Annotated in this window: 27 protein-coding genes and 1 pseudogene; 17 read left to right on the forward strand and 11 right to left on the reverse strand. The window is 70.8% G+C overall.

Annotated features, from left to right (window positions below; all coding sequences use genetic code 11):
• Window positions 1-85: 85 nt before the first annotated feature.
• The gene (locus tag ACWCXX_RS03750; protein WP_451123940.1) at window positions 86-679 is read left to right on the forward strand and encodes a TetR/AcrR family transcriptional regulator; all 594 of its coding nucleotides are present in this window, start codon (window positions 86-88) and stop codon (window positions 677-679) included.
• 139 nt (window positions 680-818) lie between these two features.
• On the forward strand, window positions 819-1265 hold the full coding sequence (locus tag ACWCXX_RS03755) for a hypothetical protein (protein WP_451123942.1): 447 nt from the start codon (window positions 819-821) through the stop codon (window positions 1263-1265).
• Between the two features lie 100 nt (window positions 1266-1365).
• Here ACWCXX_RS03755 and ACWCXX_RS03760 read toward each other — a convergent pair whose 3' ends face one another.
• On the reverse strand, window positions 1366-2172 hold the full coding sequence (locus ACWCXX_RS03760) for an HAD family hydrolase (protein ID WP_451123944.1): 807 nt from the start codon (window positions 2170-2172) through the stop codon (window positions 1366-1368).
• Window positions 2173-2678: 506 nt separating this feature from the next.
• Between ACWCXX_RS03760 and ACWCXX_RS03765 the strand changes: the two genes are divergently transcribed.
• The 4 genes from ACWCXX_RS03765 to ACWCXX_RS03780 all read left to right on the forward strand — a co-directional run bounded on the left by ACWCXX_RS03765 (window position 2679) and on the right by ACWCXX_RS03780 (window position 5718).
• Window positions 2679-3590 (forward strand): nitroreductase/quinone reductase family protein, encoded by a 912-nt coding sequence (locus ACWCXX_RS03765; protein WP_451123946.1) that lies wholly within the window; start codon window positions 2679-2681, stop codon window positions 3588-3590.
• A 59-nt stretch (window positions 3591-3649) separates the two neighbouring features.
• Window positions 3650-4039 (forward strand): VOC family protein, encoded by a 390-nt coding sequence (locus tag ACWCXX_RS03770; protein ID WP_451124370.1) that lies wholly within the window; start codon window positions 3650-3652, stop codon window positions 4037-4039.
• A gap of 57 nt (window positions 4040-4096) precedes the next feature.
• On the forward strand, window positions 4097-4984 hold the full coding sequence (locus tag ACWCXX_RS03775; RefSeq protein WP_451123948.1) for a bifunctional helix-turn-helix transcriptional regulator/GNAT family N-acetyltransferase: 888 nt from the start codon (window positions 4097-4099) through the stop codon (window positions 4982-4984).
• Window positions 4985-5073: 89 nt separating this feature from the next.
• On the forward strand, window positions 5074-5718 hold the full coding sequence (locus ACWCXX_RS03780; protein ID WP_451123950.1) for a dihydrofolate reductase family protein: 645 nt from the start codon (window positions 5074-5076) through the stop codon (window positions 5716-5718).
• Between the two features lie 190 nt (window positions 5719-5908).
• Here ACWCXX_RS03780 and ACWCXX_RS03785 read toward each other — a convergent pair whose 3' ends face one another.
• On the reverse strand, window positions 5909-6283 hold the full coding sequence (locus ACWCXX_RS03785) for a winged helix-turn-helix transcriptional regulator (RefSeq protein ID WP_451123952.1): 375 nt from the start codon (window positions 6281-6283) through the stop codon (window positions 5909-5911).
• Between the two features lie 145 nt (window positions 6284-6428).
• Here ACWCXX_RS03785 and ACWCXX_RS03790 point away from each other — a divergent pair, with 145 nt between their 5' ends.
• Entirely contained in the window at window positions 6429-7319 is an 891-nt protein-coding gene (locus tag ACWCXX_RS03790) for an NAD(P)-dependent oxidoreductase (protein ID WP_451123954.1), read from the forward strand.
• 43 nt (window positions 7320-7362) lie between these two features.
• Complete coding sequence (locus ACWCXX_RS03795) at window positions 7363-7587, forward strand: hypothetical protein (protein WP_451123956.1); 225 nt, start codon at window positions 7363-7365, stop codon at window positions 7585-7587.
• 37 nt (window positions 7588-7624) lie between these two features.
• Here ACWCXX_RS03795 and ACWCXX_RS03800 read toward each other — a convergent pair whose 3' ends face one another.
• Entirely contained in the window at window positions 7625-7756 is a 132-nt protein-coding gene (locus ACWCXX_RS03800) for a hypothetical protein (RefSeq protein ID WP_451123958.1), read from the reverse strand.
• A 50-nt stretch (window positions 7757-7806) separates the two neighbouring features.
• On the opposite strand from ACWCXX_RS03800, the pseudogene ACWCXX_RS03805 reads away from it, so the two are divergent.
• Together ACWCXX_RS03805 and ACWCXX_RS03810 are read left to right on the forward strand one after the other, a co-directional pair.
• Window positions 7807-7987 (forward strand): annotated as a pseudogene (locus ACWCXX_RS03805) (Rid family hydrolase); the annotation flags it as partial.
• Between the two features lie 377 nt (window positions 7988-8364).
• A complete protein-coding gene (locus ACWCXX_RS03810; protein WP_451123960.1) occupies window positions 8365-9285 on the forward strand; it encodes an oxidoreductase in 921 nt (306 codons plus the stop codon).
• Between the two features lie 175 nt (window positions 9286-9460).
• On the opposite strand, the gene ACWCXX_RS03815 is transcribed toward ACWCXX_RS03810, so the two are convergent.
• Window positions 9461-9670, reverse strand: coding sequence for a DUF397 domain-containing protein (locus tag ACWCXX_RS03815; protein ID WP_451123962.1), 210 nt, complete (start codon window positions 9668-9670; stop codon window positions 9461-9463).
• Entirely contained in the window at window positions 9667-10506 is an 840-nt protein-coding gene (locus tag ACWCXX_RS03820) for a helix-turn-helix domain-containing protein (protein ID WP_451123964.1), read from the reverse strand. Before ACWCXX_RS03820 ends, ACWCXX_RS03815 begins: the two co-directional genes overlap by 4 nt.
• A 105-nt stretch (window positions 10507-10611) precedes the next feature.
• Here ACWCXX_RS03820 and ACWCXX_RS03825 point away from each other — a divergent pair, with 105 nt between their 5' ends.
• From ACWCXX_RS03825 to ACWCXX_RS03845, 5 genes are read left to right on the forward strand one after another with little or no spacing between them, the layout of a single operon-like run.
• Window positions 10612-10872: a hypothetical protein gene (locus ACWCXX_RS03825; protein ID WP_451123966.1), complete on the forward strand. Its 261-nt coding sequence runs from the start codon at window positions 10612-10614 to the stop codon at window positions 10870-10872.
• 2 nt (window positions 10873-10874) lie between these two features.
• Window positions 10875-11129: a DUF7848 domain-containing protein gene (locus ACWCXX_RS03830; RefSeq protein WP_451123968.1), complete on the forward strand. Its 255-nt coding sequence runs from the start codon at window positions 10875-10877 to the stop codon at window positions 11127-11129.
• Window positions 11126-11590: a hypothetical protein gene (locus ACWCXX_RS03835; RefSeq protein ID WP_451123970.1), complete on the forward strand. Its 465-nt coding sequence runs from the start codon at window positions 11126-11128 to the stop codon at window positions 11588-11590. The genes ACWCXX_RS03830 and ACWCXX_RS03835 overlap by 4 nt, the downstream gene beginning before the upstream one ends.
• Window positions 11587-12456: a radical SAM protein gene (locus tag ACWCXX_RS03840; RefSeq protein WP_451123972.1), complete on the forward strand. Its 870-nt coding sequence runs from the start codon at window positions 11587-11589 to the stop codon at window positions 12454-12456. Before ACWCXX_RS03835 ends, ACWCXX_RS03840 begins: the two co-directional genes overlap by 4 nt.
• Window positions 12457-12469: 13 nt before the next feature.
• Window positions 12470-13615 (forward strand): methyltransferase domain-containing protein, encoded by a 1146-nt coding sequence (locus ACWCXX_RS03845; RefSeq protein WP_451123974.1) that lies wholly within the window; start codon window positions 12470-12472, stop codon window positions 13613-13615.
• A gap of 87 nt (window positions 13616-13702) precedes the next feature.
• Here ACWCXX_RS03845 and ACWCXX_RS03850 read toward each other — a convergent pair whose 3' ends face one another.
• Window positions 13703-14152, reverse strand: coding sequence for a VOC family protein (locus ACWCXX_RS03850; protein ID WP_451123976.1), 450 nt, complete (start codon window positions 14150-14152; stop codon window positions 13703-13705).
• A gap of 22 nt (window positions 14153-14174) precedes the next feature.
• Between ACWCXX_RS03850 and ACWCXX_RS03855 the strand changes: the two genes are divergently transcribed.
• Together ACWCXX_RS03855 and ACWCXX_RS03860 are read left to right on the forward strand one after the other, a co-directional pair.
• A complete protein-coding gene (locus ACWCXX_RS03855; RefSeq protein WP_451123978.1) occupies window positions 14175-14789 on the forward strand; it encodes a CGNR zinc finger domain-containing protein in 615 nt (204 codons plus the stop codon).
• Window positions 14789-15193 carry an SRPBCC family protein gene (locus tag ACWCXX_RS03860; RefSeq protein ID WP_451123980.1) on the forward strand — a complete coding sequence of 135 codons (405 nt, stop codon included), beginning with the start codon at window positions 14789-14791 and terminating at the stop codon, window positions 15191-15193. Before ACWCXX_RS03855 ends, ACWCXX_RS03860 begins: the two co-directional genes overlap by 1 nt.
• Before the next feature lie 91 nt (window positions 15194-15284).
• Here the strand turns inward: ACWCXX_RS03860 and ACWCXX_RS03865 are convergent, their stop codons facing one another.
• The 5 genes from ACWCXX_RS03865 to ACWCXX_RS03885 form a co-directional block, all read right to left on the reverse strand.
• On the reverse strand, window positions 15285-16871 hold the full coding sequence (locus ACWCXX_RS03865; RefSeq protein ID WP_451123982.1) for an FAD-dependent monooxygenase: 1587 nt from the start codon (window positions 16869-16871) through the stop codon (window positions 15285-15287).
• 70 nt (window positions 16872-16941) lie between these two features.
• The gene (gene rarD, locus ACWCXX_RS03870; protein ID WP_451123983.1) at window positions 16942-17988 is read right to left on the reverse strand and encodes an EamA family transporter RarD; all 1047 of its coding nucleotides are present in this window, start codon (window positions 17986-17988) and stop codon (window positions 16942-16944) included.
• Between the two features lie 184 nt (window positions 17989-18172).
• On the reverse strand, window positions 18173-20128 hold the full coding sequence (locus tag ACWCXX_RS03875; protein WP_451123984.1) for an APC family permease: 1956 nt from the start codon (window positions 20126-20128) through the stop codon (window positions 18173-18175).
• A gap of 119 nt (window positions 20129-20247) precedes the next feature.
• Window positions 20248-21306: a 2-oxoacid:ferredoxin oxidoreductase subunit beta gene (locus tag ACWCXX_RS03880; RefSeq protein WP_451123986.1), complete on the reverse strand. Its 1059-nt coding sequence runs from the start codon at window positions 21304-21306 to the stop codon at window positions 20248-20250.
• Complete coding sequence (locus ACWCXX_RS03885; protein WP_451123988.1) at window positions 21299-23254, reverse strand: 2-oxoacid:acceptor oxidoreductase subunit alpha; 1956 nt, start codon at window positions 23252-23254, stop codon at window positions 21299-21301. The genes ACWCXX_RS03880 and ACWCXX_RS03885 overlap by 8 nt, the downstream gene beginning before the upstream one ends.
• Window positions 23255-23546 lie beyond the last annotated feature (292 nt).

The following is a 23546-nucleotide window of genomic DNA, read 5'->3' on the forward strand; positions in this document are numbered from 1 at the left end:
ACGTTCCGTTTCCGCCTGGATATTGTTCGATCCCTGGCGACAGGCTGTCAACAAGGCCCGGTTCAAACCCCCCTATGCTCACCGAATGATCACATCGCCGAGTTCCCTGCGCCGCAGCGAGAGATCACGCAGGGCGACCCTGGAGGCCGCCCTCGAACTGTGCACGGAGAAGGGGTACGGGCGCGTCACCGTCGAGGCCATCGCGGCCAGGGCGGGCGTCAGCAAGAAGACGATCTACCGCTGGTGGCCGTCGAAGAGCGCGGTGATCCTGGAGGCGTTCACCGAGGCGCTGGTGGACGCGACACCGTTCGCCGACACCGGGGACATCGCCGCCGACCTGCGGAGCAATGTGATGGGCGCGGTGAAGCTCATCTCCACGCCGCCCTTCGGCCCCGCGTACTCCGGGATCCTCTCCGAGATGCACCACGACGACGTCCTCACCGAGGCCGTCAGGTCGAAGCTGATCGACCCCCGCTTCGAGCAGGCCGTGGCCCGTCTGCGCCGGGCCCAGGAGCAGGGCCAGATCCCGCCGGACGCCGATCTCCCGCTGGCCGTGGAGCTGTTGTACGGACCGATGTACTACCGCCACGTCCTGCGCAAGCCGATCCAGGACGAGGCGGAGATCGCGGCCCTGGTCGCACACGTGCTGCGGGCGATCGGGGCACCGCCGGAACCCTGAGGGCGGAGGGCGCGGTCGTGCCCGGACCGGCTTTCGGAGGACGACGACCCGTGCCCGGACACGCTGCCGGAAGGCTGAGGGCGGAGGGCCGTGTGCCGCGTCCGGGGCCGTTGTCAGAGGGCCGTGCGAGCATGCGTACATGGGAAACCTGTACGACTACTTCAGCGCGCCGGACGACCCGACGGCCCTGACGGCGTTCGGCCAGGGGGCCGGGGCCGCCGGACTGCCGGTGCTCCCGGTCAAGGGGATCGACCCGTACGTGCAGTTGGGACAGTCCGAGAGCCTGCTCACCGGCACGCCGTACGACGACATCACGTCGCTGCCGCGCTTCAACCGGCTGCTCAGCTCTCCCGAGGACGAGTCCTGCTGGCTGGTCACGCTCACCGACGAACTGCGTGACGCCCTCGTGGCCGCGAGACCCGGGGGCTTCGCGGCGGTGGCCGAACCCTGGTCGCGCATCGAGGAGTTCGACGGACAGGCCCGGCCCGAGGAGCTGGCCGACTTCCTCGGGAGACTGGCGGACCTGGCCGAGGCGGCCGTGTCCCGGAGCGAGCCGCACCGGCTGTACTGCCTGATGGCGCTCTGAGGTCGTTCCGGCTTCCCGCTGCCGGCCGGTACGGGCCGTTCGGCGGCAGCAGCCCCTCCGCGCCCCGGCCCGGTCCACCCCGGCCCACTCCGGCTTCTGCTCAGCCGAACACCCGCTCCAGCACCTTCGCGACCCCGTCGTCCTCGTTCGACGCCGTCACCTCGTCCGCCGCGGTCCGGAGGTCCGGATGGGCGTTGGCCATGGCGACGCCGTGGCCGGCCGCACGGAACAGGGGCAGGTCGTTGGGCATGTCCCCGAAGGCGATCGCGGTGTCCGCGGCCACCCCGAGGTACTCGGCGGCCAGCGCGAGACCGGTCCCCTTGTCGACCCCGTACGGCTGCAGTTCGACCGTGCCGGGGCCGGAGTGCGTGACGGTGGCGAGGCCGCCGACGACGTTGCGGGCCGCCTCGGCCAGCGCCTCGTCGGTGAGCTCCGGATGCCGGACGAGGACCTTGACCACGGGCGCGGACCACAACTCGTGGCGGTGGCGGGTCCGTTGGGCGGGGAGCGTCGGATGGGGCATCCGGTAGCCCGGCTCGATCAGTGTGCGGCCCTCGGGCCCGTCCTGGTCCACGGCCGCGAAGACCGGCCCCACCTGGGCCTCGATCTTGCCGAGCGCGGTGTCGGCTGCCTCCCGGTCCAGGGTGACCGTGCGCACCAGCCGCCCGGACCCGGCGTCGTACAGCTGGGTGCCCTGCCCGCAGACCGCCGGCCCCCGGTACCCCAGCCCGGCGAGCAGTGTGCGTATCCCGGGCACGGGCCGCCCGGTGACCACGAGGTGCCGGGCCCCGGCGCGGGCGGCCAGGGCGAGCGCCGCACGGGTGCGGGGGCTCACGGTGTCGTCGCGGCGCAGCAGCGTGCCGTCCAGGTCGGTGGCGACAAGGGCATGTGCGGGCGGAATGCGCATGGCACAAGCGTAGGAGCGCCCGGCGGGCCACCGGGCCCGCGTTGACAGGTCCCCGCCGGAATGCGTGTAATGGGCGCGGTGTCACGTGACGCCGGCCAAGAGCAGTGGGCCGGCCGGTGGTCGGGCGAACACCATTCATACGAGGGGGCCCTCATGAGTTCGTACTCCACGCCCTGCATCTGACGCCGGCGCCCGACGTGGCGGCACAGCCGCACGTCATCGTCCGCGCCCCGCGCCCCGCTTCCGGGTTCCGCGTTCCGTGATTTCGCGCCGGGCACCCCGTCCCGCTCCCGTTCCCGCCCCGACGCCGTCCGCGCCCCGCGTCCGGCGCCGGAGGCCGTGCGGCGCGTCATGGGGTCCGTCCGTCGTCCGCGACCGGTGTGCCACCGCGTGCCGCGCCCACCCGTTCCCGTAGCTCACCAGCATTCCCGTAGCTCATCAGTTCACCCGTTCCCGCAGCTCATCGCGGCTTCGGCCGCGCCGGACCCATGGAGACGCAGACCCGTATGCCCACACCGTTCAACCAGTCCGTCATGGAGGAGTTCCGTGCCAACGAAGGAAAGGTCGGCGGTCCCTTCGAGGGCGGGGACCTGCTCCTGCTGACCACCACCGGCGCCAGGTCCGGCAAGGAGACCACCACGCCCCTCGGCTACGTACGCCACGGCGACACGCTGCTGGTCGTCGGCTCCAATTCAGGTGCCCCGAACCACCCGGCCTGGTACCACAACCTGCTCGCCCACCCCGTGGTCCGGGTGGAGGTCGGCACCCGTACGTTCGAGGCCCTCGCGGTCCCCGCGGAGGGGGAGCGGCGCGAGGAACTGTTCGAACACGTCGTGCGGGCGGCCCCCGGATACGCCGACTACCAGGCCGCCACCACCCGGCTCCTGCCGGTCGTGGCACTGGAGCGCGCCGAGCCCGACGGCTGGGAGCCGGCCCGCGAGATCACCACCCTCGCCGACAAGCTCATGGAGGTCCACACCTGGCTGCGCGACCAGCTGCGCCAGGTACGGGCGGAGGTGGAGGCCCACTTCGCGGCACGGGCCGCCCACCGGGGCCCCGGCACGCCCCCGGCCCCGGGGCTCGGGCTCCAGATCCGGCAGCGCTGCCTGGCGTTCTGCCAGACCCTGGAGTTCCACCACACCAGCGAGGACGCGCACCTGTTCCCCGGGATCGCCCGGTACCACCCGCACCTGACCGCCACCTTCGACCGGCTCGCCGAGGAGCACCGCACGGTCGCCCGCCTCCAGGGCGAACTGGTGACCCTCCTGGCGGACATCGCGATCGCCGACCCCGAGCGCTTCCGGGCCGAACTCGACAGGATGTCCACGGAGCTGAACGCGCACCTCGACCACGAGGAGGAGCAGTTGCTGCCCCTGCTGGCCGGCATCCCCTGGCCTCCGGCGCCTCCGGCCCCCTGAGACATGTGAACCGAACCGAACCGAACCGCTTTCGAGCGATGGAAAGGCCGTACGTGCGAGTGAGAGTGAAGGACTTCGATCATCTGGTGCTCAACGTGCAGGACGTCGAGCGGTCCCTGGAGTTCTACTGCGGCCTTCTCGGCCTGGAACCGATGAAGGTGGACGAGTGGCGGGCGGGCACGTTCCCGTTCCCGTCGGTACGGGTCAGCCCGACGATGATCATCGATCTGCTGGGCCGGTCGCGCCATGAGTCGAACGTCGACCACATCTGCCTGGTCGTCGAGCCGCTGGACTGGCAGGAGGTCATCGACTCGGGCGTCTTCACCGTGCTGGAGGGCCCGGTCTCCCGCTCCGGCGCCCGGGGCGAGGCGCAGTCGGTGTACGTCCGGGACCCGGACGGCAACACCGTCGAGCTGCGCTGGTACCCCCAGGACGTGGTGGAGGACTGACCGGTCGGGCGGGACGTCCCCCTGGCTGCGCATCCATTCTCTGACTAAGGTCAGAGAATGGATGCGCAGATCGAACAGGTACGGCGGTTCAACCGCACCGTCACCGAACGCGTGGGCGTGCTCCACGACCACTACCTGGGCCGGGACCGGCCGATCGGCGAGGCCCGGCTGCTCTGGGAGATCGGCGAGCAGGGCCTGGACGTGCGGCGTCTGCGCGAGCGCCTCGGGCTCGACTCCGGGTACGTCAGCCGGCTGCTGCGCTCCCTGGAGACCGACGGCCTGGTGACGGTGGAGCCGCACCCTGGGGACAGGCGCGTGCGCACGGTGCGGCTCACCGGGAAGGGCCGGGCGGAGCGCGCACTGATCGACGGCCGCAGCGACGAGCTGGCCGGTTCCCTCCTCGAACCCCTCAACCCCGCACAACGCGCCCGGCTGGTCGCGGCCATGGCCGAGGTCGACCGGCTGCTGACCGCCGCGACGGTCGCCCTGGACGTCGTCGATCCCGGCCACCCCGACGCCCGGCACTGCCTGTCGTCCTACTTCGACGAGGTGCGGGCACTCTTCGAGACCGGCTTCGACCCCGCGCGCAGCCTGCTGCCCGACGCGGGTGAACTCAGGTCGCCCCGGGGCCTGTTCCTGGTCGCCCGGCTGCACGGCGAACCCGTCGGCTGTGCCGGGGTGAAGCTGCCGCCCGGCGGCCCGGCGGAGATCAAACGCATGTGGGTCGCCCCCCGGGCCCGTAGGCTCGGCCTCGGCCGCCGGTTCCTGGCCGAACTGGAGGCACGGGCCGTCCGGCACGGCTGCGAGACATTGCGGCTGGACACCAACAAGGCGCTCGACGCCGCGATCAACCTGTACCACTCCTTCGGCTTCCAGGAAGTCGAGCCCTTCAACGACGAGCCGTACGCCCACCACTGGTTCGAGAAGCGGATCGCCGACCACTGACCGGCCGGGCCGCCGCCGATGAGTTTTCCCGGACCGGACAGTCTCATCACTGCCGAACCACCGAAGAGCGCAAGAGCAGGAGAAAGCACGTGGAACAACTGCTGAAGGTCCAGAACTTCAACGTTTCGAGCGACGGGTTCGGCGCCGGGGTGGGCCAGAGCGTGGAGAGGCCGTTCGGGCACGCCGATCCGGAACCCATGTTCAGCTGGGCCGGGGCCACGGCGAGCTGGCCCAACCGCACCGACCCCGGCGGGAGCCGCGGCCTCGACGACTACCTCACCCGGGACTTCGCGCACAACATCGGCGCCGAGATCATGGGCCGCAACAAGTTCGGGCCCCAGCAGGGCCCCTGGGAGAACCACGACTGGCTCGGCTGGTGGGGCGACGAACCCCCGTTCCGCACCCCGGTGTTCGTGATGACCCACCACACGCGCCCTTCGTTCACGCTCTCCGACACCACGTTCCACTTCGTCGACGACGAACCGGCCGCGGTCCTCGCGATGGCGCGGGAAGCGGCGCAGGGCAAGGACGTCCGCCTCGGCGGCGGGGCCACGACCGTCCGGCAGTTCCTCGAAGCCGACCTCGTCGACACCCTGCACGTGGCCGTCTCGCCGGTGAAGCTCGGAGCCGGTTCGCGGCTCTGGGAGTCCCCCGACGAACTGCTCGACCGGTTCCACCTCGACGTCGTGCCCAGCCCGAGCGGTGTGACGCACCACCTGTTCTGGCGCAAGTGACGGGATCCCCGTTCCGGCACGGGTGACGGAAGTCCGCAGGGGCATCGGCCCCTCGGCCCCGGTCTGCCGGGCGCCCGGTTCGCCAGGCGCCCGGCCCGGCCGTGACCGCACTCCGTGACACTCGTTCCCGGGGCGTGGAGAAGGTCTTCGTTGTCGTCCCACCGTCGGCGGCCTCGACTGGTGTTGCAGGTCAGGACGTTGTCGACGTCGTCGATCGAGGGGGCTCCGCGACTTCGAGACTGTCCCGACGAAGCCGTTCCCTTCCCCAGGCGCCGAGCGGGAGCAGAGCCTCGTTGAGTGCGGCGCCTGCTTCCGTGAGCGAGTACTCGACCTTCGGCGGTACTTCTGCGTAGACCTTGCGGTGGATGAGTCCGTCCTCCTCCATCTGGCGGAGGTGCTGGGTGAGCATCTTCTCGCTCACCCCGGTGAGCGCTCGCCGCAGTTCGGCGAAGCGGCGGGTGCCGTGGTCATGCAGCTCCCACAGGACGAGCCCCTTCCACTTTCCGCTCACGACATCCAGTGCGGCATCGATCCCGCAGATGTAGGGACCTCGACGGCCAGACATGCACACCTCGTTCGGTTCGGGCGCGTGGGGTACTTACCAAAAGGTGCGTACCCCACTATTCGGTGGGTACTTCCGAGTGATGGTCGCGGTGGCAAGACTGGGTCCGCAAGTGATCAAGCCTCCCTGCCTCCAAGGAGTTTCACGCATGTCCACTCGCTCACCTGTCACCGTGATCGGCCTCGGGCCGATGGGCCGGGCAATGGTCCGAACTCTCATCGGGGCCGGGCACCCGGTCACGGTGTGGAACCGCACGCCACGTCGTGCCGAAGAGGTCGTCGCGGCAGGGGCACGACTCGCCGCCACGCCGACGGAGGCCGTCGAGGCCTCCGACCTGATCATCCTCAGCCTGACCGACTACCAGGCGATGTGGGACGTCCTGGGTGGCGCGACGGCGTCTCTGCGCGGGCGAACCCTGGCCAATCTCAGCTCCGACACCCCGGACCGCAGCCGCGAGGCCGCGGCCTGGGCCGCCGAGCACGGGGCGGCGTTCCTCACCGGCGGCGTGATGGTGCCGGCGGAGATGGTCGGCGCCGAGGCGGCGTACGCGTACTACAGCGGGCCGAGCGAGGTGATGGACCAGCACAGCGGGACACTTGCCCGGATCGGGACGCCGCGCTACCTCGGGGAGGATCCGGGCCTGGCCCAGCTGATGTACCTGGCCAACCTCGACGTGTTCCTCACCACGCTGTCGTCACTCATGCATGCCGTCGCACTGCTGCAGTCGGCGGGCCTCAAGGCGAGCGATGCCTTCCCGGAGCTGATGCCGACCCTGGTCGGCCTCCCGGCCATGCTGGAAGCAGGCGAGAACCCGGCTGCTCAGATCGACGCCGGCGTGCACCCGGGCGACCTCAGCACCGCGACCATGATGGGTGCGACTGCCGACCACATCGTCGAGGCAAGCGAGAGGGCGGGCATCGACCTCGCCCTGCCCCGCGCGGTCCGGCGCCATTACCTCCGAGCGATTGAGGACGGTCACGGCGGCGACAACTGGACTCGGATCATCGACGGCATCCGTACCCCGCACCCGGACGCGTGAGCACCGTCGGGCCGCTTCCGTAGCCGCCGTCTACACTCCCACGATGAACAACGTACGGTGCACCCAATGCGGGGCGGTGGGGCTGGAGCCGGGCTTCATCGAGGACTCCGGACAAGGCTCTCGCGGGTTCGCGCAGTGGATCGCGGGCGCGCTGGAGAGAGGCCCACTGGGCGGTGCCAAGCGGATGGGCCGGCCGCACTGGCAGATCGATGCCTACCGTTGTCCCACCTGCGGACACCTGGAGATGTTCGCCGTCCAGCGCAGCTGAGGGCCGGCTCGCGGGCCGTTTCCCCGGCGATGCCGGCTCACTTGCGGCGCAGTGGGACGCGCACGGCATTGGGGCCCGGGACCTCGGTCCCGTCGAGGCTGACCGCCTGATCGAGGAGCCATGCACTCCGTTCGCCGGGAGCGAGCCGCAGCGCGGTGCGAAGGGTCATGCCGCGCGCCGTACCGGGCGTATCAATGCCGGCCCCTCGGCGTTCCGCGCATGACGGGGCGACGCGCGATCCTCAGCGGTTCGGCCTTCGAGGAACAGATCGGCTGTGCCACGTGCCGTGGTCGACGGCGACCGGGTGCACGGGTCCGGGACGACCGGCTTCGACTGTTCCACCATGACGATCTCCGACGACGTGGTGGAACAGGCCGAGCAGTGGCCGCGCGACATCGGGCCGCCCCCGCCCGGTCCACACCGACGATCGAGAACCCGTCGGCCCGGCTGACGACCGGCACCGCCAGAATCTGCCTGGACGAACTGCGGGACCGGCACCGCCGCAACGGTGCCCCGCTCTTCGCGGACGCCATCCTGCAGCCCCCAGGTCCGACGACCTGCCGACGGACTCCTCGGTTGCCCGCCTGCTAGAATGCCGACCAGCAGATGAGCCTTCTCGGCGCGGATTCCAATCCGTCGGGGAGGCTTTTTTCATGCCCGGGGCCCTCCCCGGCACCGGTGGGCCCGTGGTGAGGCGCTCGCCCCCCGAGCGGCCCGAACCCGCCGCACCCGCCCACCGGTTCCTCGTTTCCCGACCCGCAAGAGAAGAGCCATGCCATGAGTCCGAAGACGAACACCTCGGCAACCGAAGGAACATGGGGACTCGGTGACCTGACCGTCAACCGCGTCGGGTTCGGCGCGATGCGCCTGACGGGTACCGAGCCCTTCGACCGCGGCGTGCCGCGTGACCGCGAGCAGTCGATCGGCGTGCTCCGGCGGGCGGTCGAACTCGGCGTGAACCACATCGACACCGCCGCGTTCTACTTCTCCGCGACACGCTCGGCCAACGAGCTGATCAACCGGGCGCTGGCGCCGTACCCGGACGACCTGGTCGTCACGACCAAGGTCTGGCCGGCGCGCGATCCCTCGGGCGCGTGGTGGTGGGCCACTCCGGAGCAGTTGCGCGGCCAGGTCGAGGAGAACCTCCGCCAACTCGGCCGCGACCACCTGGACGTGGTGAACCTGCGCGTGCCGCCGAGCCGGCGGAACGGGTCGATCGGCGAACACTTCGGAGCGTTGGCCGAGTTGCGCGACGCCGGGCTGATCCGTCATCTCGGCGTCTCCAACGTCACGTCCGAGCAACTGACCGAGGCCCGAGCCATCGCCCCGGTCGTCTGCGTGCAGAACCCGTACGGGATCGGTGCGGCGAGCGAGGACCGGGCGCTCCTGCGGCGCTGCGGTGAACTCGGCATCGCCTTCGTTCCGTTCTTCGCGATCTCCGGTTCCGGCCGCGAGGCGGGCCCGGCCTCCGACGGCAGCGAGGAGGTGAGCTCCGTCGCCCGCACGCACGGTGTGTCCCCCGCACAGGTCCGGCTGGCCTGGACCCTGCAACAGGGCCCGCACGTCCTGGCGATCCCGGGAACCGGCAACCCGGACCACCTCGCCCAGAACGTGGCGGCCGGAGCGCTGCGGCTCTCGGAGGAGGAGATGGCACGCCTCGACCAAGTGGCTGACCCCGCAGGCCCTTCGGGGGGTTGATCGAGCTGTCGGTGAGGGGTGTGCCAGGTGTCCTTCGGGCCGGCGGGGCGAACCGGTGGCGGACTCCTGCGGCCGAAACCAGGCAGTCTCCCGACCCGCAACAGCAGGAAGCCCCGCCGTGCGCTCAAGCTCGCACGGCGGGGCGTTCTTGGATCACCTGCGCTGAACCTGGCGGTCAGGCGGCGCCGAACTCTCCGGCCTTGACGCCTGCGACGAAGGCGGCGAAGGCGGTGGGGGAGGTGTTCAGGACCGGGCCGCCCGGGTTCTTGGAGTCGCGGACGGGGACCACGCCGTGCGGGGCGGCGAGGTTGGCGGCGACCTCGATGCAGTTACCGCCATTGTTGCTGTACGAAGACTTGAACCAACGGGGGGATTCGGTCGTCACGGGGTGCCCTTTCGCAACTGGCTGATCATGGCCATGGACGCTGCCGGCGACAGCGCTTCGCCCTGCAATTGATGGTAGGCCGTCAACATGGGCAGCACGGACGTGCTCTCGCGGTCGAGATGTCCCTGGGCTTGGGACTCGGCGTAACAGATCACGGACCGATCGGGCATCGTCAGGAGATTGACGGGCAGGTCGAACGTGCGCCGCTCGCCTATCTCGTACGGTGCCACCTGGAGCAGGGTGTTCGGCAGCTCGGCAAACTCTTGCAGGTATGCCAGTTGGGCGTCCATGACGTCGGCCCCGCCGATGGGTCGACGGATGCAGCTCTCGTCCATGGTCACAAACATCATGGGGGGATGGGGCCGTTCCAGGGCGGCCTGCCGCTGCGCCAGGAACGAGACTCGTTCGGCAGCCTGCTCGGGCGTAATCGCACCTCGTCGCACGGCGCTTCCTGCCAACACCCGTGCGTATTCCGGTGTCTGGAGCAGACCGGGAATGATCCCGACTTCGTACAGCCGGATCTCCACCGCGCGGCCCTCGTAGCTCACGTACTCGGGAAACCCTTGCAGCAGCACGCCGTGCCGGATCTTGCGCCACTCGCGCTCGAACGAATCAGCAGAACCGGCAGTGCCGAAGGCGGCATCGAGCTTGGACGAGAACGGAAGGGTCGGCGGCTTCCGACCAGTTTCAACGGCTGAAATGTGCTGGCTGGAATAACCCAGCAGCCCGGCCAGGTCTTCCTGGCTCCAGCCGTGGCTTTCCCGCAGCCTGCGCATATGGGCTCCGTAGGCCGCTTCGGGGCTTGCTTCGGGGTCTAACGTCTTGCGGTTGACCATGCCTCCGTGCGTCCCTTCCTTCGATTCTGGTTACTTGAAGGGTTCCTGACTCTAGGCCACGCTGAGCCCTCTTGGTAGCGGAACCGTTACGGAGAGGAGTCGGCGGTGTCCGGAGAGAATACTGCCGCACATCGGCAGGAATCCCCTCAAGTCCCGTCCCGTGGAACGCTCTTGGTGGACATAGGGCATCGCGACCGGGTGGGTGAGTTCCGTGGGGTGGCCGGCCCGTACTGGTCGTTGCGGCCGGTCAGTGGCGGTACGGAGTGGGAGGCGGAGCCGGCGGACGTGCGGCTGCCGAGTCCCGAGGAGCGGTTGCGGGCCGAGATCGCGCGGTGCAACGCCCGCAGCGCGGGGCGGATTCTGTGAGCGTGCGCAGGTTCCGGTTCATGAAGTGGGTGCTGCGGCCCGATACCGAGCCGGACGCGCCGCCCATCACGCACCGGTTCCGGTGCATCGCGCTGGACGACTACGACGACGAGTGCGGCGCGTACTCCGCCGCGTTCATCGACCCCGGCCGGGCGCAGGAGTGGGCGTTCGGGCACTGGAGGGCCAACCCCGATCACACCGGTTTCGCCGAGACGGTCGAACGTCCGTGGGTGATGTGGATGGGCGGCCCCGCATGAGCGCCGACGTGAACGGACGGGCCGAGCCCGGGAGTTACCGGTGCGAGGCCGTTGCCGAAGGGCCCGTGTACGGCACCGGGCGGACGGCCCGGTACGTCCTCGGCACCTTCCGGACCATCTCTCCCGTGCTCGCGGTGAGGTGGCTGGGCGGGCAGGCGTTGTGGATCGTGGACCGGCTCGATCCCGATCCCGGTCGCTCCGCCTGGGTCCGGCCCTTCATGCGACTTCCGGGAGCACCGGGGTCCGACCACTCCGCCGAGCTCCGTGCCTGGTACCAGGACCGGCACGGACAGCGGGCCGCCCACGCCCACATCAAGAACGGCAACCCGCTGCTCGTCGTCGTCCCCGACACCGACTGCACGTACACCCTCTCCGTCCACCCCGAGACACACCCCGCCCCCGGCCCCGTACCTGCCTCCGCACCGCGTTGCCCCGACCCGTACGAGAGGAACACAGCATGACGACGCTCATCGATTCCCCGGCCCGTGAACCGCTCGCCGGTGTCCGGTCCCTGGAGCTGGAGATCACGGGAAAGTGCCAACTCGCTTGTACGCACTGCCTGTCCGAGTCCGGCCCGCAGGCTGCTCACGGCACGATGACCCGGGCCGACTGGCGGACGGTCGTCGTCGACGCCGCCGCACTCGGCATCCGTACCGTTCAGCTCATCGGCGGCGAACCGACCGTCCACCCGCACTGGCGAGAGTTCGCCGAACTGGCGCTCTCGCTCGGTATGGGGGTGGAGGTCTACAGCAACCTGTACGTCGTGAAGCCCGCATGGTGGGAACTGTTCACCCGCGGCGGGGTCACCCTCGCGACGAGCTACTACAGCGACGACCCCGGGGAACACGACCTGATCACGGGCCGGACCGGAAGCTACGTCCGGACCCGGACCAACATCCGGGAGGCGGTCGTCCGGGGGATTGCCGTGCGGGCCGGAATCGTGGAGGTACTGCCGGGACAACGCGTCGCCGAAGCCCGCGCCGAGCTGGAATCCATGGGGGTGACGCTCATCGTCGTTGACCGGGCTCGCGCAGTCGGGCGTGCCACGCTGCCGGGGCAGGGGCCGTCCCTCGACGAGATGTGCGGGCGGTGCACGCGCGGACGGGCTGCCGTCCTGCCGAACGGAGACCTCGCCGGCTGTGTGCTCGCGCGGGACTTCCCGGCGGGCAACGTGCGGGAAACCCGGCTTGCCGAGTTGTTCGGCGGGAAGGAGTGGGCATCTCTCGCAGCGAGCATTCCGGCGCCCACCCACAATGCCTGCCCGCCCCACGACTCGGGTGACTGCAACCCCGCGAACACCGAAGCCTGCAACCCCGCCTACGACTGAAAGGCTCGGCAACATGGATTGGGAGAGAGGCGCGGGGAAACTCGCCGACCAGGTGACGGATCCGGATTCCCGGTGGCTCGCCCCCGTGGCGAGGGTGCCCCGGCACGAGTTGATCCCGCGCTGGTGGGACATGGATGAATCGGGCAGGTGGGTTCTTCGTGTTGGCGCCGATGACCCGGACACGTGGATGAGATCGGCCTACGCGGACCGCTCGTTGGTCACCAGGGTCGGCCCGTTGCACGCCGACCACGCAAAGCCCGGAGACCGCCCTGACGGGCTGCCCACGTCCTCCGCCACGCTCCCGGGTCTCGTGGTCCGGATGCTGCGGCACGGGCGGCTCGGTCCGGGGCTCCCGCTTCTCGACCTGGGTACCGGAGCCGGTGGGCTCACCGCGTATGCGTCCCATCGCATCGGGGCCGAGAACGTGACGAGCCTGGACGTGGACCCTTACCTGACCGGTGTGGCGGGTGAACGGCTCGCACGCATGGGTCTTCACCCCGAGTTCGTCACGGCGGACGCGACCGAGCACGTGCCGGGTTCGTACGAGCGGATCGTCTCCACGGTCGGTCTACCCGCCGGGCCGGGGCTCCGCCCGGTCCTTGCCGCGCTGGAACCCGGCGGACGCATCGCGACCACGCTCGGTCGTACCTGCCTGATCATCACCGGATGGAAACACACCAACGGTGACGTGGTGGGAGTGGTGGAGCGCGATATCGCCGGATTCATGCCCACCCGCTCCGGGGACGACCACCCGCCGACCCTCGACGAACTGTTCGCCCTCGCGGAGTGCGCGGAAGGGGACGAGCGCGGGACGGGCCGCTACCCCGTGGTGGACGTGGCGAACGCGTGGGAGTTGCGGTCCATGCTGGAAGTCACCGCACCGGGCGTGGAACTCGGTTACGCGGTCAGCGGCCGCACCCGTAGCGCGTACCTCGCCCACCCGGACGGTTCGTGGGCCCGAGCCTCCGCCGAGTGGACCGACCCGCCCGAAGTCCATCAGAGCGGGCCGCAACGGCTCTGGACGACCCTGGAGCGCATCCGCAACCGGCTCAACACCGAGGGCTCGTTGCCGTTGCTCGGCGCCAAGGTCCGCATCACACCCGACGGGGTGTGCCACCTGTCCCGGGGAAAGTGGCACGCGTCCGTCGGCGACCGCTGAGCCCGTCCGCCCGGCCTGACCTCATGCCCCGGACGGGCGGCCCGCACCCCAACACCGCTCTCGCTCAAGCGCGTTGGCGTCGCCGCGTCACTGCACGCAGAACTCGTTGCCCTCCGGGTCGGTGAGCAGGGTCCAGGTGCCGCCCTGTTCCGCCACTTCGCGGAGCGCCGTCGCGCCCAGTGCCACCAGGCGTTCGACCTCGGCCTCGCGCCGGCCCGGGGCGGCGTGCACGTCGAGGTGGAGTCGGTTCTTCGTCGTCTTGGCCTCCGGGACGCGCTGGAACAGGAGTCGTCGTCCGAGGCCCGCCCCGCTGTCCCCGTCGTACGGGTCGTCGGGGTGCCGGACCCCCGCGAGGTCGCGCCAGGCGCGGCGGTCGTGCGCCATGAGGGTGACGTCCTCGGGCACCGCGCCGAAGCCGAGCAGTCGCTCGATCAGGACGCTGTGGTCCTCCACGAGGTAGCCGAGGGCCTCGCCCCAGAAGGCGGCCTGGGCGTGCGGGTCGGTCGAGTCGATGACGACTTTCCAGTGCAGGGTCATGGAAACCGTTTATAGTGGTTACATGAGTGAGTCGTCAACGGACGCACCGGGGCTGACACTTCACACACGGGAGGGCCGCCCCTACCGCTTCGATCCCGGGGCCCTGTGCCTGGAGCTGCTGCCCACCGGGGGGCACGCGCGGTACACGGGGTACGAGGTGCTGCACACCCCCGAGGACCTGGTGCGCTGGGCGGGCGAGAGCCGGTTGCCGGGCGGTCTGGCCCTGTCGGTGAGCGCGGGGGAGCTGGAGCGGGCGCACGAGTTGCGGGCCGCGTTGTGGAACCTCACCACCGACCGGGCGCACGGCCGCGATCTCGGGCGGCCCGGCCTCGCCGTGGTGAACGCGGTGGCGGCCGAGCCGCCGCTCGTTCCCCGTGTCGACCCCGCCACCGGGGCTCTGGCCTGGGCCCCGGGCGCCACCGGGACCGCGCTGCTGTCGACGGTCGCCCGGGACGCGGTGGAACTCTTCACCGGTCCGTACGCCGACCGCATCCGCGAATGCGGCTCCGACCGCTGCAAGTTGCTCTTCGTCGACACCTCGCGGCCCGGCAGGCGGCGCTGGTGCGCGATGGAGCACTGCGGAAACCTCCACAAGGTACGGGCGCACCGCGCCCGGCACACTCCGAAGGAGTCATGATGCCCACCGGACTGACGAAGGACGCGGGCTGGGAGATCGGCGTCTCACGGACCCTGCCCCTGCCCCCGGCGGCCGTCTGGGACTTCCTCGTGGGCCGGGAGGGCGTACGGCTTTGGCTCGGGCCGGTCGAAGGGGCGGGCGGGCTGCCCACGGAGAAGGGCGAGCCGTACCGCACGGCCGACGGGGTGGCCGGTGAGCTGCGCGGCCACCGCCCCGGCAGCCGGATCAGGCTCACCCACGGGTCCACGACCGTCCAGGTCACTGTCTCGCCCGCACCCGGCGCGGGCGGCGCGAAGTCGGTCCTGCGCTTCCACCAGGAGCACCTGGTGAGCGCGGCGGAACGCGAGGAGCGCCGCGCGCACTGGCGGCGGGTGATGGACGAGGTCGCCGGGGCGCTCGGCTGACCGGAGCCGGGGGGCAGGGGTTCAGGGACCGGAAATCCGGAGCCAGGAGTCCGGTCGGCGGGGTGCTCGGGAGGCGCCCCGCCGACCGGGGTTACGCCGCGCCGGCCGTACCCACCAGCCGGTCGAGGTAGTCCGGGACCGACCCGCTCTCCGTGGCCGGGGCGATCAGGCCCACGTGGTTGTCGGGGCGGACCAGGACGAGGGCGTCGGTGCCCGGCTCGATGCCGTACGCGGTGCGGGCGTGGCCCGCGTCGTCGGTCAGGTCGCGCGGGCCGCCCGCGTCCACCCCGTACGCCCGCACCGCGTCGCCGTACGCCGACTCCACCTTCCGCAGCGCCTCTGCCGTGCCGGGGCCGAAGCCCAGCAGGGTGAAGTGCGGCCCGGCGAACGCCTCGAACAGGCGGACCGGCTCGCCGGTCGCCGTGTCGCGGCAGGGGGCGTCCGGGGCCCGGTCGCCGGCCCGCAGACGATCGGCGGAACCGGCGGAGCCGGCAGCAGCAGCACCGGCGGGGGACAGCGAGCTCCAGCGGTAGCCCCGGTTCATCCCCGTGGTCTCCTCGGTGATCGCCGCGTCCAGGCCGCCGCCCGGCCGCTTGATCGCGTCGAGGGTGGCCCGCAGCCGCTCCGAGGTGATGTCCAGCGTCCAGGAGGCCACGGGCAGTCGCTCCTCCTCGTAGGTGTCCAGCAGTGTGGACGACGCCCGGCCGGTGACGACCCGGGCGAGCTTCCAGCCCAGGTTGAACGCGTCCTGGATGCCGGTGTTCATGCCCAGCCCGCCCGCGATGGAGTGCACGTGCGCGGCGTCCCCGGCCAGCAGCACCCGGCCCACCCGGTAGCGGTCCACCATGCGCTCGTTGACCCGGTACGTGGACAGCAGGGTGGCCCGCGTGATGCGGTCGCCCGGCAGTCGGGTGTGCTTGGCGAACAGCCGCCGGAAGCTCTCCAGGGAGGGCGGCACGAGGGCTCCCGCCCCGTCCCGCTCCGGCCCCGCCTGGAACCACCAGCCCGTGCGCGTACCCGGGATCGGGCACAGCATCACGGCCCCGTCCTCGTCGAACCACTGGTGCCACAGGGAACGGTCGAGGCCCTCCGCCTCGACGTCCCCGCAGACCATCGACTGCTCCTCGGCCGTCTTGCCCTCGAACGGGACGCCGAGCATCTTGCGCACCGGGCTGTGGGCGCCGTCGCAGCCCACCACGTACCGCGCCTCGATGCTCCGGCCGTCGGCGAGGACGACGGTCACGGACTCGGGCCCCTGCGACAGGCCGACCGCCTCGGCGCCCAGCTCGACGTGCACGCCGTACTCCGCCAGCCGGTCGCGCAGGATCTCCTCCAGCTGCCACTGGGCGATCAGCCGGCCCCGGTCGTACGGGGCGTCCGGCGCGGGGCGGGACTCCTTGAACGGGTCGGCGTCCGCGACCGGCAGCCCGTCGCGGTACTTGCGCATGGGCAGCGGCCCGGAACCCGCCGCCAGCACCCGGTCGACGACACCCAGGTCCTCCAGGACCTCCAGGGAACGGGGATTGGGACCCTTGGCCCGCGAGCTGCGCGGGAACGCCCCGGACTTCTCGATGATCCGTACGTCGACGGAGCGCCGCGCCAGGTCGCAGGCGAGGATCAGACCCGTCGGGCCCGAACCGACGACGAGTACGGGGACGGTGGACGCTGTCGCGGGCATGCGGACTCCTCGGTCGCGGTTTCGTGAGCCCCCAGGAAAACGCAACCGAGTTAAAAATGCAACCGGGTAACTAAAATTGGGTGTCCGCGGTCTCGCGGGGCGCGGGGGTGTGCGTCGAGGGCCGCCGCTCCGTCCGGCCCCCGGGCTCCTCCCGGCCCCCGCGCTCCGCCGGGTCCGCCGCCCGCAGGGCCTCCCGCTGGGCCTCCTGCCGGGCCTCCTGCGCCCGGATCCGCGTACGCCGCGCCGTCCGGAACGCGTCCCACGTCAGCAGGGTGAGGGCCAGCCACACCAGGGCGAACCCGGCCCACCGCTCCGGCGGCATCGCCTCGTGGAAGTACAGGATGCCCAGGGCGAACTGGAAGACGGGCGCCAGATACTGCAGCAGGCCCAGCGTGGAGAGCGGTACCCGGATCGCCGCCGCCCCGAACAGGACCAGCGGGACCGCCGTCACGAGGCCCGTCGCGGCCAGCAGCGCCGCGTGGCCGAGGCCCCCGGAGGTGAACGACGACTCGCCCCGGGCGCCCAGCCACAGCAGATAGCCGAGCGCGGGCACGAACAGTACGGCCGTCTCGGCGGTGAGCGACTCCAGGCCGTCCATGGCGACCTTCTTCTTCACCAGCCCGTACGCCGCGAAGGAGAACGCCAGCGTCAGCGAGATCCACGGGGGCCGCCCGTAGCCGATCGCCAGCACCAGCACCGCCGCCACGCCGACGCCCACCGCCACCCACTGGACGGGGCGCAGCCGTTCGCCGAGGACCAGCACGCCCAGGGCGATGGTGACCAGCGGGTTGATGAAGTAGCCGAGCGACGCCTCGACGACGTGGCCGTGGTTCACGGACCATATGTACAGGCCCCAGTTGACCGTGATCACGGCCGCGGCCACCGAGACCAGCGCGAGCTTGCGCGGCTGCCGCAGCAGCTCGCCGATCCAGGACCAGCGGCGCAGCGCCAGCAGGGCGACGGCCACGACCCCGAGGGACCAGACCATGCGGTGGGCGAGGATCTCGACGGCCCCGGCGGGCTTCAGCAGCGGCCAGAAGAGCGGGACGAGCCCCCACAGTCCGTACGCCCCGAAGCCGGACAGGAGTCCGGCCCGCTGTTCGTTGTTCCCCTTCACGGGCCCTCCTGGCTTGTCTGTTCGGTTGCTCCGTCAACTGAATGACGGTAGCCGCCAGGAGGGCTCCATGTCATACCCGTATCGAATTACGGTCATGACGCGATGCCTCTGGGGCGTGCGAGGGCGCGTGGGGGCGGTGGGGCGGGTGTCCGCCCCGTGTTCCCGGGGCGGGGACCCGGGCCGGTCAGTCCGGCTGGGGCTCCTCTCCCTCCTCCAGGGCGCGCAGCGCGCGCGACACGTCGAACGGCAGGATCGTCACCGCCACGTGCGGCAGCTGCGCCAGCGTCTTGGCCATCTGCTCGCCCGTGCCCCGGTGCAGCAGCTTGCCGAGCACATTCGTGTACATCCGCCGCGGCACCAGCACCGTCAGCGCCGTCGTCCCGTCCTGCGTGGTGCGGGTGGCCAGCTCCGCCATCGCATGGCGCAGCCGCCGGTCCGGGCACGCCACCAGGTCCAGGGACACGGACGTGGCGGCCGTCGCCTCCCACCGGGCGGCCAGCCGTCGGCCGTGCGCCTCGTCGATCGCGAAGTGCACGGCCCGGATCTCGTCCGGGCGCAGCTCGTGCGCGTACCGCAGCGCCTTGAGCGTCGCCAGGTCGAGCGTCTCGACGAGGACGAAGACCAGGTGGCGGCGGTCCCGGGGCCGGTCGGCCCCCGGCGACTGGATGCTCTGGAGCGCGGCGGCCTCGTGCCGGTACTCGCGGTTGATCCGCATCAGCGCCCACACGCCGAGCGGGAAGATCACCACGACCAGCCAGGCCCCCTCGGTGAACTTGGTGACCGCGAAGATCAGCACGACCGCGGCCGAGATGGCCGCGGCGAGCCCGTTGACCGCGATCTTCGTCCGGCGGTACGGCTCGCGGCGTCGCAGGTGGTACGCGGTGAGACCGGCACCGGACATGGTGAAGGCGGTGAACACGCCGATCGCGTACAGCGCCACCAGCCTGTCCACGGTGGCGTCGGTGACCAGCAGCAGCGCCGTCGAGACGACGGTCAGCGCGATGATGCCGTTGGAGAACGCGAGCCGGTGCCCGCGCCGGGTCAACTGCCGGGGCAGGAACCGGTCCTCGGCGACGAAGCTGGCGAGGAACGGGAAGCCGGTGAACGGGGTGTTGGCGCCGGTGTAGAGGACCAGCGCGGTCGCCAGCTGCACGAAGACCAGCCCGGCCGTCCCCAGCATCCCGCTGCCGAAGGCCAGATGGGCCTCCTGCGCGATGACGGTCGGGGTGCCGTCGGTGTACGGGACGGCATGGGTGAAGTGCGCCAGTGTGGAGACGCCGAGGACCAGGGTGCCGAGCACGCAGCTCATCGCGATCAGGGTGACGCGGGCGTTGCGGCCCTGCGGTTCGCGGAACGCGGAGATGCCGTTGGAGATCGCTTCGAGCCCGGTGAGGGACGAGCCGCCGTTGGCGAACGAGCGCAGCACGATGAAGAGGGACGCGCCGTACAGCCAGCCCTCGCCCGGGGTGCCGAACGGCACGGCCCCGGCCGCGTGCGGGTCGGCGCGCGGCAGCCCGCCCGTCAGCTCGCGCAGCAGGGCGACGACGAGAACGAGTCCGATGGCGGCCATGAACAGATAGGCGGGCAGCGCGAAGGTCCGGCCCGCCTCACGGATGCCGCGCAGATTCCCGTACGCGAGCAGCGCGATGACGCCGACGGAGACCGGGAGCTGGAGGTGGTCCAGGCCGGTGAAGTCGTTCCCGATCAGGTGGGCGAGCGAGATCAGCGCGTTGGTGCCGGCCGAGACCTGTACGGCGACGGTGACGATGTAGTCGACGAGCAGGGCGACGGCGGCGATCTGCGCGATGTTCGGCCCGAAGTTCTCGCGCGCGACGACGTACGAGCCGCCCGCCCGGGTGTAGATCATGACGACGTCGCTGTAACAGAGCGTCAGGAGCAGCAGGACCAGCAGGATCGCGCCGGTCACCGGCATCAGCAGGGTGAAGGCGGCGGCCCCGACGACGGGCACGAGGACCCTGAGCATCTCCTCGGAGCCGTACGCGGAGGAACTGATGCAGTCGGAGGCGAGGACCCCGAGCGCCGTGCGGTTGCTCAGCTTCTCCTCGCTGATGCGCTCCGTGGTGAGGGGTCGACCGAGCAGACGTCGTTTGATGCGGTACGCGAGGCGATCGGGGGTCATGGCGCCATGGTGCGCGCCGACAGGCCCGGGGCCGGGTACGTCGTCGCCGGACGGGCCGGGATGTGGCCCGTCCGGCGGGACGGTGGTGCGGGATGGTGCGGTGGTGCGGGGTGGTGGGGTCAGCCGACGACGGTCCAGGTGTCGTTGCCGGCGAGGAGGGCGGCGAGGTCGCCCTTGCCGTGCTGTTCGACGGCGGTGTCGAGCTGCTGGGCCATGAGGGTGTCGTAGACGGGGCGCTGGACGTCGCGGAAGACGCCGATGGGGGTGTGGTGGAGGGTGTCGGGGTCGGCGAGGCGGGAGAGGGCGAAGGCGGTGGTGGGCGAGGGGTTGTGGGCGTCGTGGACCAGGATGCGGTCCTCGTTGTCGGGGGTGACGGTGACGACGTCGAGGTCGCCGGTGTCGGGGTTGCGGACGACGCCCCGGGTGTCGTCGGCGCCGAACCGGATCGGCTGCCCGTGTTCCAGGCGGATGACGGCGTCCTGGGCGCGGTCCTTGTCCTTGAGGGCCTCGAAGGCGCCGTCGTTGAAGATGTTGCAGTTCTGGTAGATCTCCACCAGCGCCGTGCCCGGGTGGTCGGCCGCCGCGCGCAGGACACCGGTGAGGTGCTTGCGGTCGGAGTCGACGGTGCGGGCGACGAAGGACGCCTCGGCTCCCAGGGCCAGGGAGACGGGGTTGAAGGGGGCGTCCAGGGAGCCCATCGGCGTGGACTTGGTGATCTTGCCGACTTCGGAGGTCGGGGAGTACTGGCCCTTGGTGAGTCCGTAGATCCGGTTGTTGAACAGGAGGATCTTGAGGTTGACGTTGCGGCGCAGGGCGTGGATGAGGTGGTTGCCGCCGATGGACAGGGCGTCGCCGTCGCCGGTGACCACCCAGACGGACAGGTCGCGGCGGGAGGAGGCCAGGCCGGTGGCGATGGCCGGGGCGCGGCCGTGGATGGAGTGCATCCCGTAGGTGTTCATGTAGTACGGGAAGCGGGAGGAGCAGCCGATCCCGGAGACGAAGACGATGTTCTCCTTGGCCAGGCCGAGTTCGGGCATGAAGCCCTGTACGGCGGCCAGGACCGCGTAGTCACCGCAGCCGGGGCACCAGCGCACTTCCTGGTCGGACTTGAAGTCCTTCATGGACTGCTTGGCCTCGGCCTTGGGCACCAGCTGGAGCAGTTCGTTGGTGTCAGGCATCGATGGCCTCCTTGAGAGCCGCCGCGAGCTGTTCGGCCTTGAACGGCATGCCGTTGACCTGGGTGTGGCTGTGTGCGTCGACGAGGTACTTGGCCCGGACGAGGGTGGCGAGCTGGCCGAGGTTCATCTCGGGGACGACGACCTTGTCGTAGGCCTTGAGGACTTCGCCGAGGTTCTCGGGGAAGGGGTTGAGGTGGCGCAGGTGGGCCTGGGCGATGGGGGTGCCGGCGGCGCGCAGGCGGCGGACGGCGGCGGTGATGGGGCCGTAGGTGGAGCCCCAGCCCAGGACCAGGGTGCGGGCGCCGTCGGGGTCGTCGACGTGGAGGTCGGGAACCTCGATGTTGTCGATCTTGGCCTGGCGGGTGCGGACCATGAAGTCGTGGTTGGCCGGGTCGTAGGAGATGTTCCCGGTGCCGTCCTGCTTCTCGATCCCGCCGATGCGGTGCTCCAGCCCCGGGGTGCCGGGCAGCGCCCAGGGGCGTGCCAGGGTGCGGGGGTCGCGCCGGTAGGGCCAGAACACCTCGGTGCCGTCGTCCAGTCGGTGGTTGGGCCCGGTGGCGAACTGGACGCGCAGGTCGGGCAGTTCGTCGAGCTCGGGGATCTTCCAGGGCTCGGAGCCGTTGGCGAGGTAGCCGTCGGAGAGCAGGAAGACCGGGGTGCGGTACGTCAGGGCGATGCGGGCGGCCTCCAGGGCCGCGTCGAAGCAGTCCGCCGGGGTCCGGGGGGCGATGACGGGGACGGGGGCCTCGCCGTTGCGCCCGTACATCGCCTGGAGCAGGTCGGCCTGCTCGGTCTTGGTCGGCAGACCGGTCGAGGGGCCGCCGCGCTGGATGTCCACGATCACCAGCGGCAGCTCCAGCGACACCGCCAGCCCGATCGTCTCGGACTTCAGGGCCACGCCGGGGCCGGAGGTGGTGGTCACGGCGAGGGAGCCGCCGAACGCCGCACCCAGTGCGGCACCGATGCCGGCGATCTCGTCCTCCGCCTGGAAGGTCCGCACCCCGAAGTTCTTGTGCCGGCTCAGCTCGTGCAGGATGTCCGAGGCCGGAGTGATCGGGTACGAGCCCAGGTACAGCGGCAGGTCCGCCTGCCGGGACGCGGCCACCAGCCCGTAGGACAGCGCCAGGTTCCCCGAAATATTGCGGTACGTCCCCGCAGGGAAGGCCTGCGAGGCCGGAGCCACCTCGTAGGAGACGGCGAAGTCCTCCGTCGTCTCACCGAAATTCCACCCCGCGCGGAACGCCGCCACGTTCGCCTCGGCGATCTGCGGCTTCTTCGCGAACTTCCGCCGCAGGAACGTCTCGGTGTTCTCCGTGGGGCGGTGGTACATCCACGACAGCAGCCCCAGCGCGAACATGTTCTTCGACCGCTCGGCCTCCTTGCGCGAAAGGCCGAACTCCTTCAGCGCCTCGACCGTCAGCGTCGTCAGCGGCACCGGGTGCACGCTGTAGGCGTCCAGCGACCCGTCCTCCAGTGGAGACGTTTCGTAACCGACCTTCGCCATCGGCCGCTTGGTGAACTCGTCGGTGTTCACGATGATTTCGGCCCCGCGCGGCACATCGGCGATGTTCGCCTTCAGCGCGGCCGGGTTCATCGCCACCAGCACGTCCGGGGCGTCACCCGGCGTGAGGATGTCGTGATCGGCGAAATGCAGCTGGAACGACGACACCCCCGGCAGTGTCCCGGCAGGAGCCCGGATCTCGGCAGGGAAGTTCGGCAGCGTCGACAGATCGTTCCCGAACGAAGCCGTCTCCGAAGTGAAACGGTCCCCCGTCAGCTGCATGCCGTCCCCGGAGTCACCCGCAAAACGAATGATCACCCGATCCAGACGGTGGACTTCCTTCCCATCGGCGCCCGCGTGACCGGAGTGGGGGGCGCGCTGTCCCCCGACGAGCGCCTCGCTGGCCTCATCGGCCTGTTCGGCTGGGCTACTGACCTGGCTGGTCACTGAACTGGACCTCCCTCGGGGCGGCGGTTCGGGACCCGCCGGCCCGCCGGCGGTCCCCATGCCCACCCTACGTCTGTAAGGGTCGCCTTCCCTGGAGCGATCGTATGGTGGACATGTTTTTGGAACGCGGTTTTATGCCGGTTTGCCATGATTCGTAAGCCCCCCAGTCACTCGATGCAGATGCTGTGCGCTCATTCTTTTGTGCTAGGTCCCCGGTCGCGGGGGAGGGCCGTCGGCGGCCCTGGTGAAGGGCGGCGGAGGCTTTTCGCGCCCCCTTCCCCCCTCCTCGTTC

It is taken from the genome of Streptomyces sp. NPDC001732 (genome assembly GCF_053596315.1).

Coding starts and splice junctions, on each gene's coding strand:
- ACWCXX_RS03750 (WP_451123940.1), top strand. CDS start 86: ATGATCACATCGCCGAGTTCCCTGCGCCGCAGCGAGAGATCACGCAGG.
- ACWCXX_RS03755 (WP_451123942.1), top strand. CDS start 819: ATGGGAAACCTGTACGACTACTTCAGCGCGCCGGACGACCCGACGGCC.
- ACWCXX_RS03760 (WP_451123944.1), bottom strand. CDS start 2,172: ATGCGCATTCCGCCCGCACATGCCCTTGTCGCCACCGACCTGGACGGC.
- ACWCXX_RS03765 (WP_451123946.1), top strand. CDS start 2,679: ATGCCCACACCGTTCAACCAGTCCGTCATGGAGGAGTTCCGTGCCAAC.
- ACWCXX_RS03775 (WP_451123948.1), top strand. CDS start 4,097: ATGGATGCGCAGATCGAACAGGTACGGCGGTTCAACCGCACCGTCACC.
- ACWCXX_RS03785 (WP_451123952.1), bottom strand. CDS start 6,283: ATGTCTGGCCGTCGAGGTCCCTACATCTGCGGGATCGATGCCGCACTG.
- ACWCXX_RS03790 (WP_451123954.1), top strand. CDS start 6,429: ATGTCCACTCGCTCACCTGTCACCGTGATCGGCCTCGGGCCGATGGGC.
- ACWCXX_RS03795 (WP_451123956.1), top strand. CDS start 7,363: ATGAACAACGTACGGTGCACCCAATGCGGGGCGGTGGGGCTGGAGCCG.
- ACWCXX_RS03800 (WP_451123958.1), bottom strand. CDS start 7,756: ATGACCCTTCGCACCGCGCTGCGGCTCGCTCCCGGCGAACGGAGTGCA.
- ACWCXX_RS03810 (WP_451123960.1), top strand. CDS start 8,365: ATGAGTCCGAAGACGAACACCTCGGCAACCGAAGGAACATGGGGACTC.
- ACWCXX_RS03820 (WP_451123964.1), bottom strand. CDS start 10,506: ATGGTCAACCGCAAGACGTTAGACCCCGAAGCAAGCCCCGAAGCGGCC.
- ACWCXX_RS03835 (WP_451123970.1), top strand. CDS start 11,126: ATGAGCGCCGACGTGAACGGACGGGCCGAGCCCGGGAGTTACCGGTGC.
- ACWCXX_RS03840 (WP_451123972.1), top strand. CDS start 11,587: ATGACGACGCTCATCGATTCCCCGGCCCGTGAACCGCTCGCCGGTGTC.
- ACWCXX_RS03845 (WP_451123974.1), top strand. CDS start 12,470: ATGGATTGGGAGAGAGGCGCGGGGAAACTCGCCGACCAGGTGACGGAT.
- ACWCXX_RS03850 (WP_451123976.1), bottom strand. CDS start 14,152: ATGACCCTGCACTGGAAAGTCGTCATCGACTCGACCGACCCGCACGCC.
- ACWCXX_RS03855 (WP_451123978.1), top strand. CDS start 14,175: ATGAGTGAGTCGTCAACGGACGCACCGGGGCTGACACTTCACACACGG.
- ACWCXX_RS03860 (WP_451123980.1), top strand. CDS start 14,789: ATGCCCACCGGACTGACGAAGGACGCGGGCTGGGAGATCGGCGTCTCA.
- ACWCXX_RS03865 (WP_451123982.1), bottom strand. CDS start 16,871: ATGCCCGCGACAGCGTCCACCGTCCCCGTACTCGTCGTCGGTTCGGGC.
- ACWCXX_RS03875 (WP_451123984.1), bottom strand. CDS start 20,128: ATGACCCCCGATCGCCTCGCGTACCGCATCAAACGACGTCTGCTCGGT.
- ACWCXX_RS03880 (WP_451123986.1), bottom strand. CDS start 21,306: ATGCCTGACACCAACGAACTGCTCCAGCTGGTGCCCAAGGCCGAGGCC.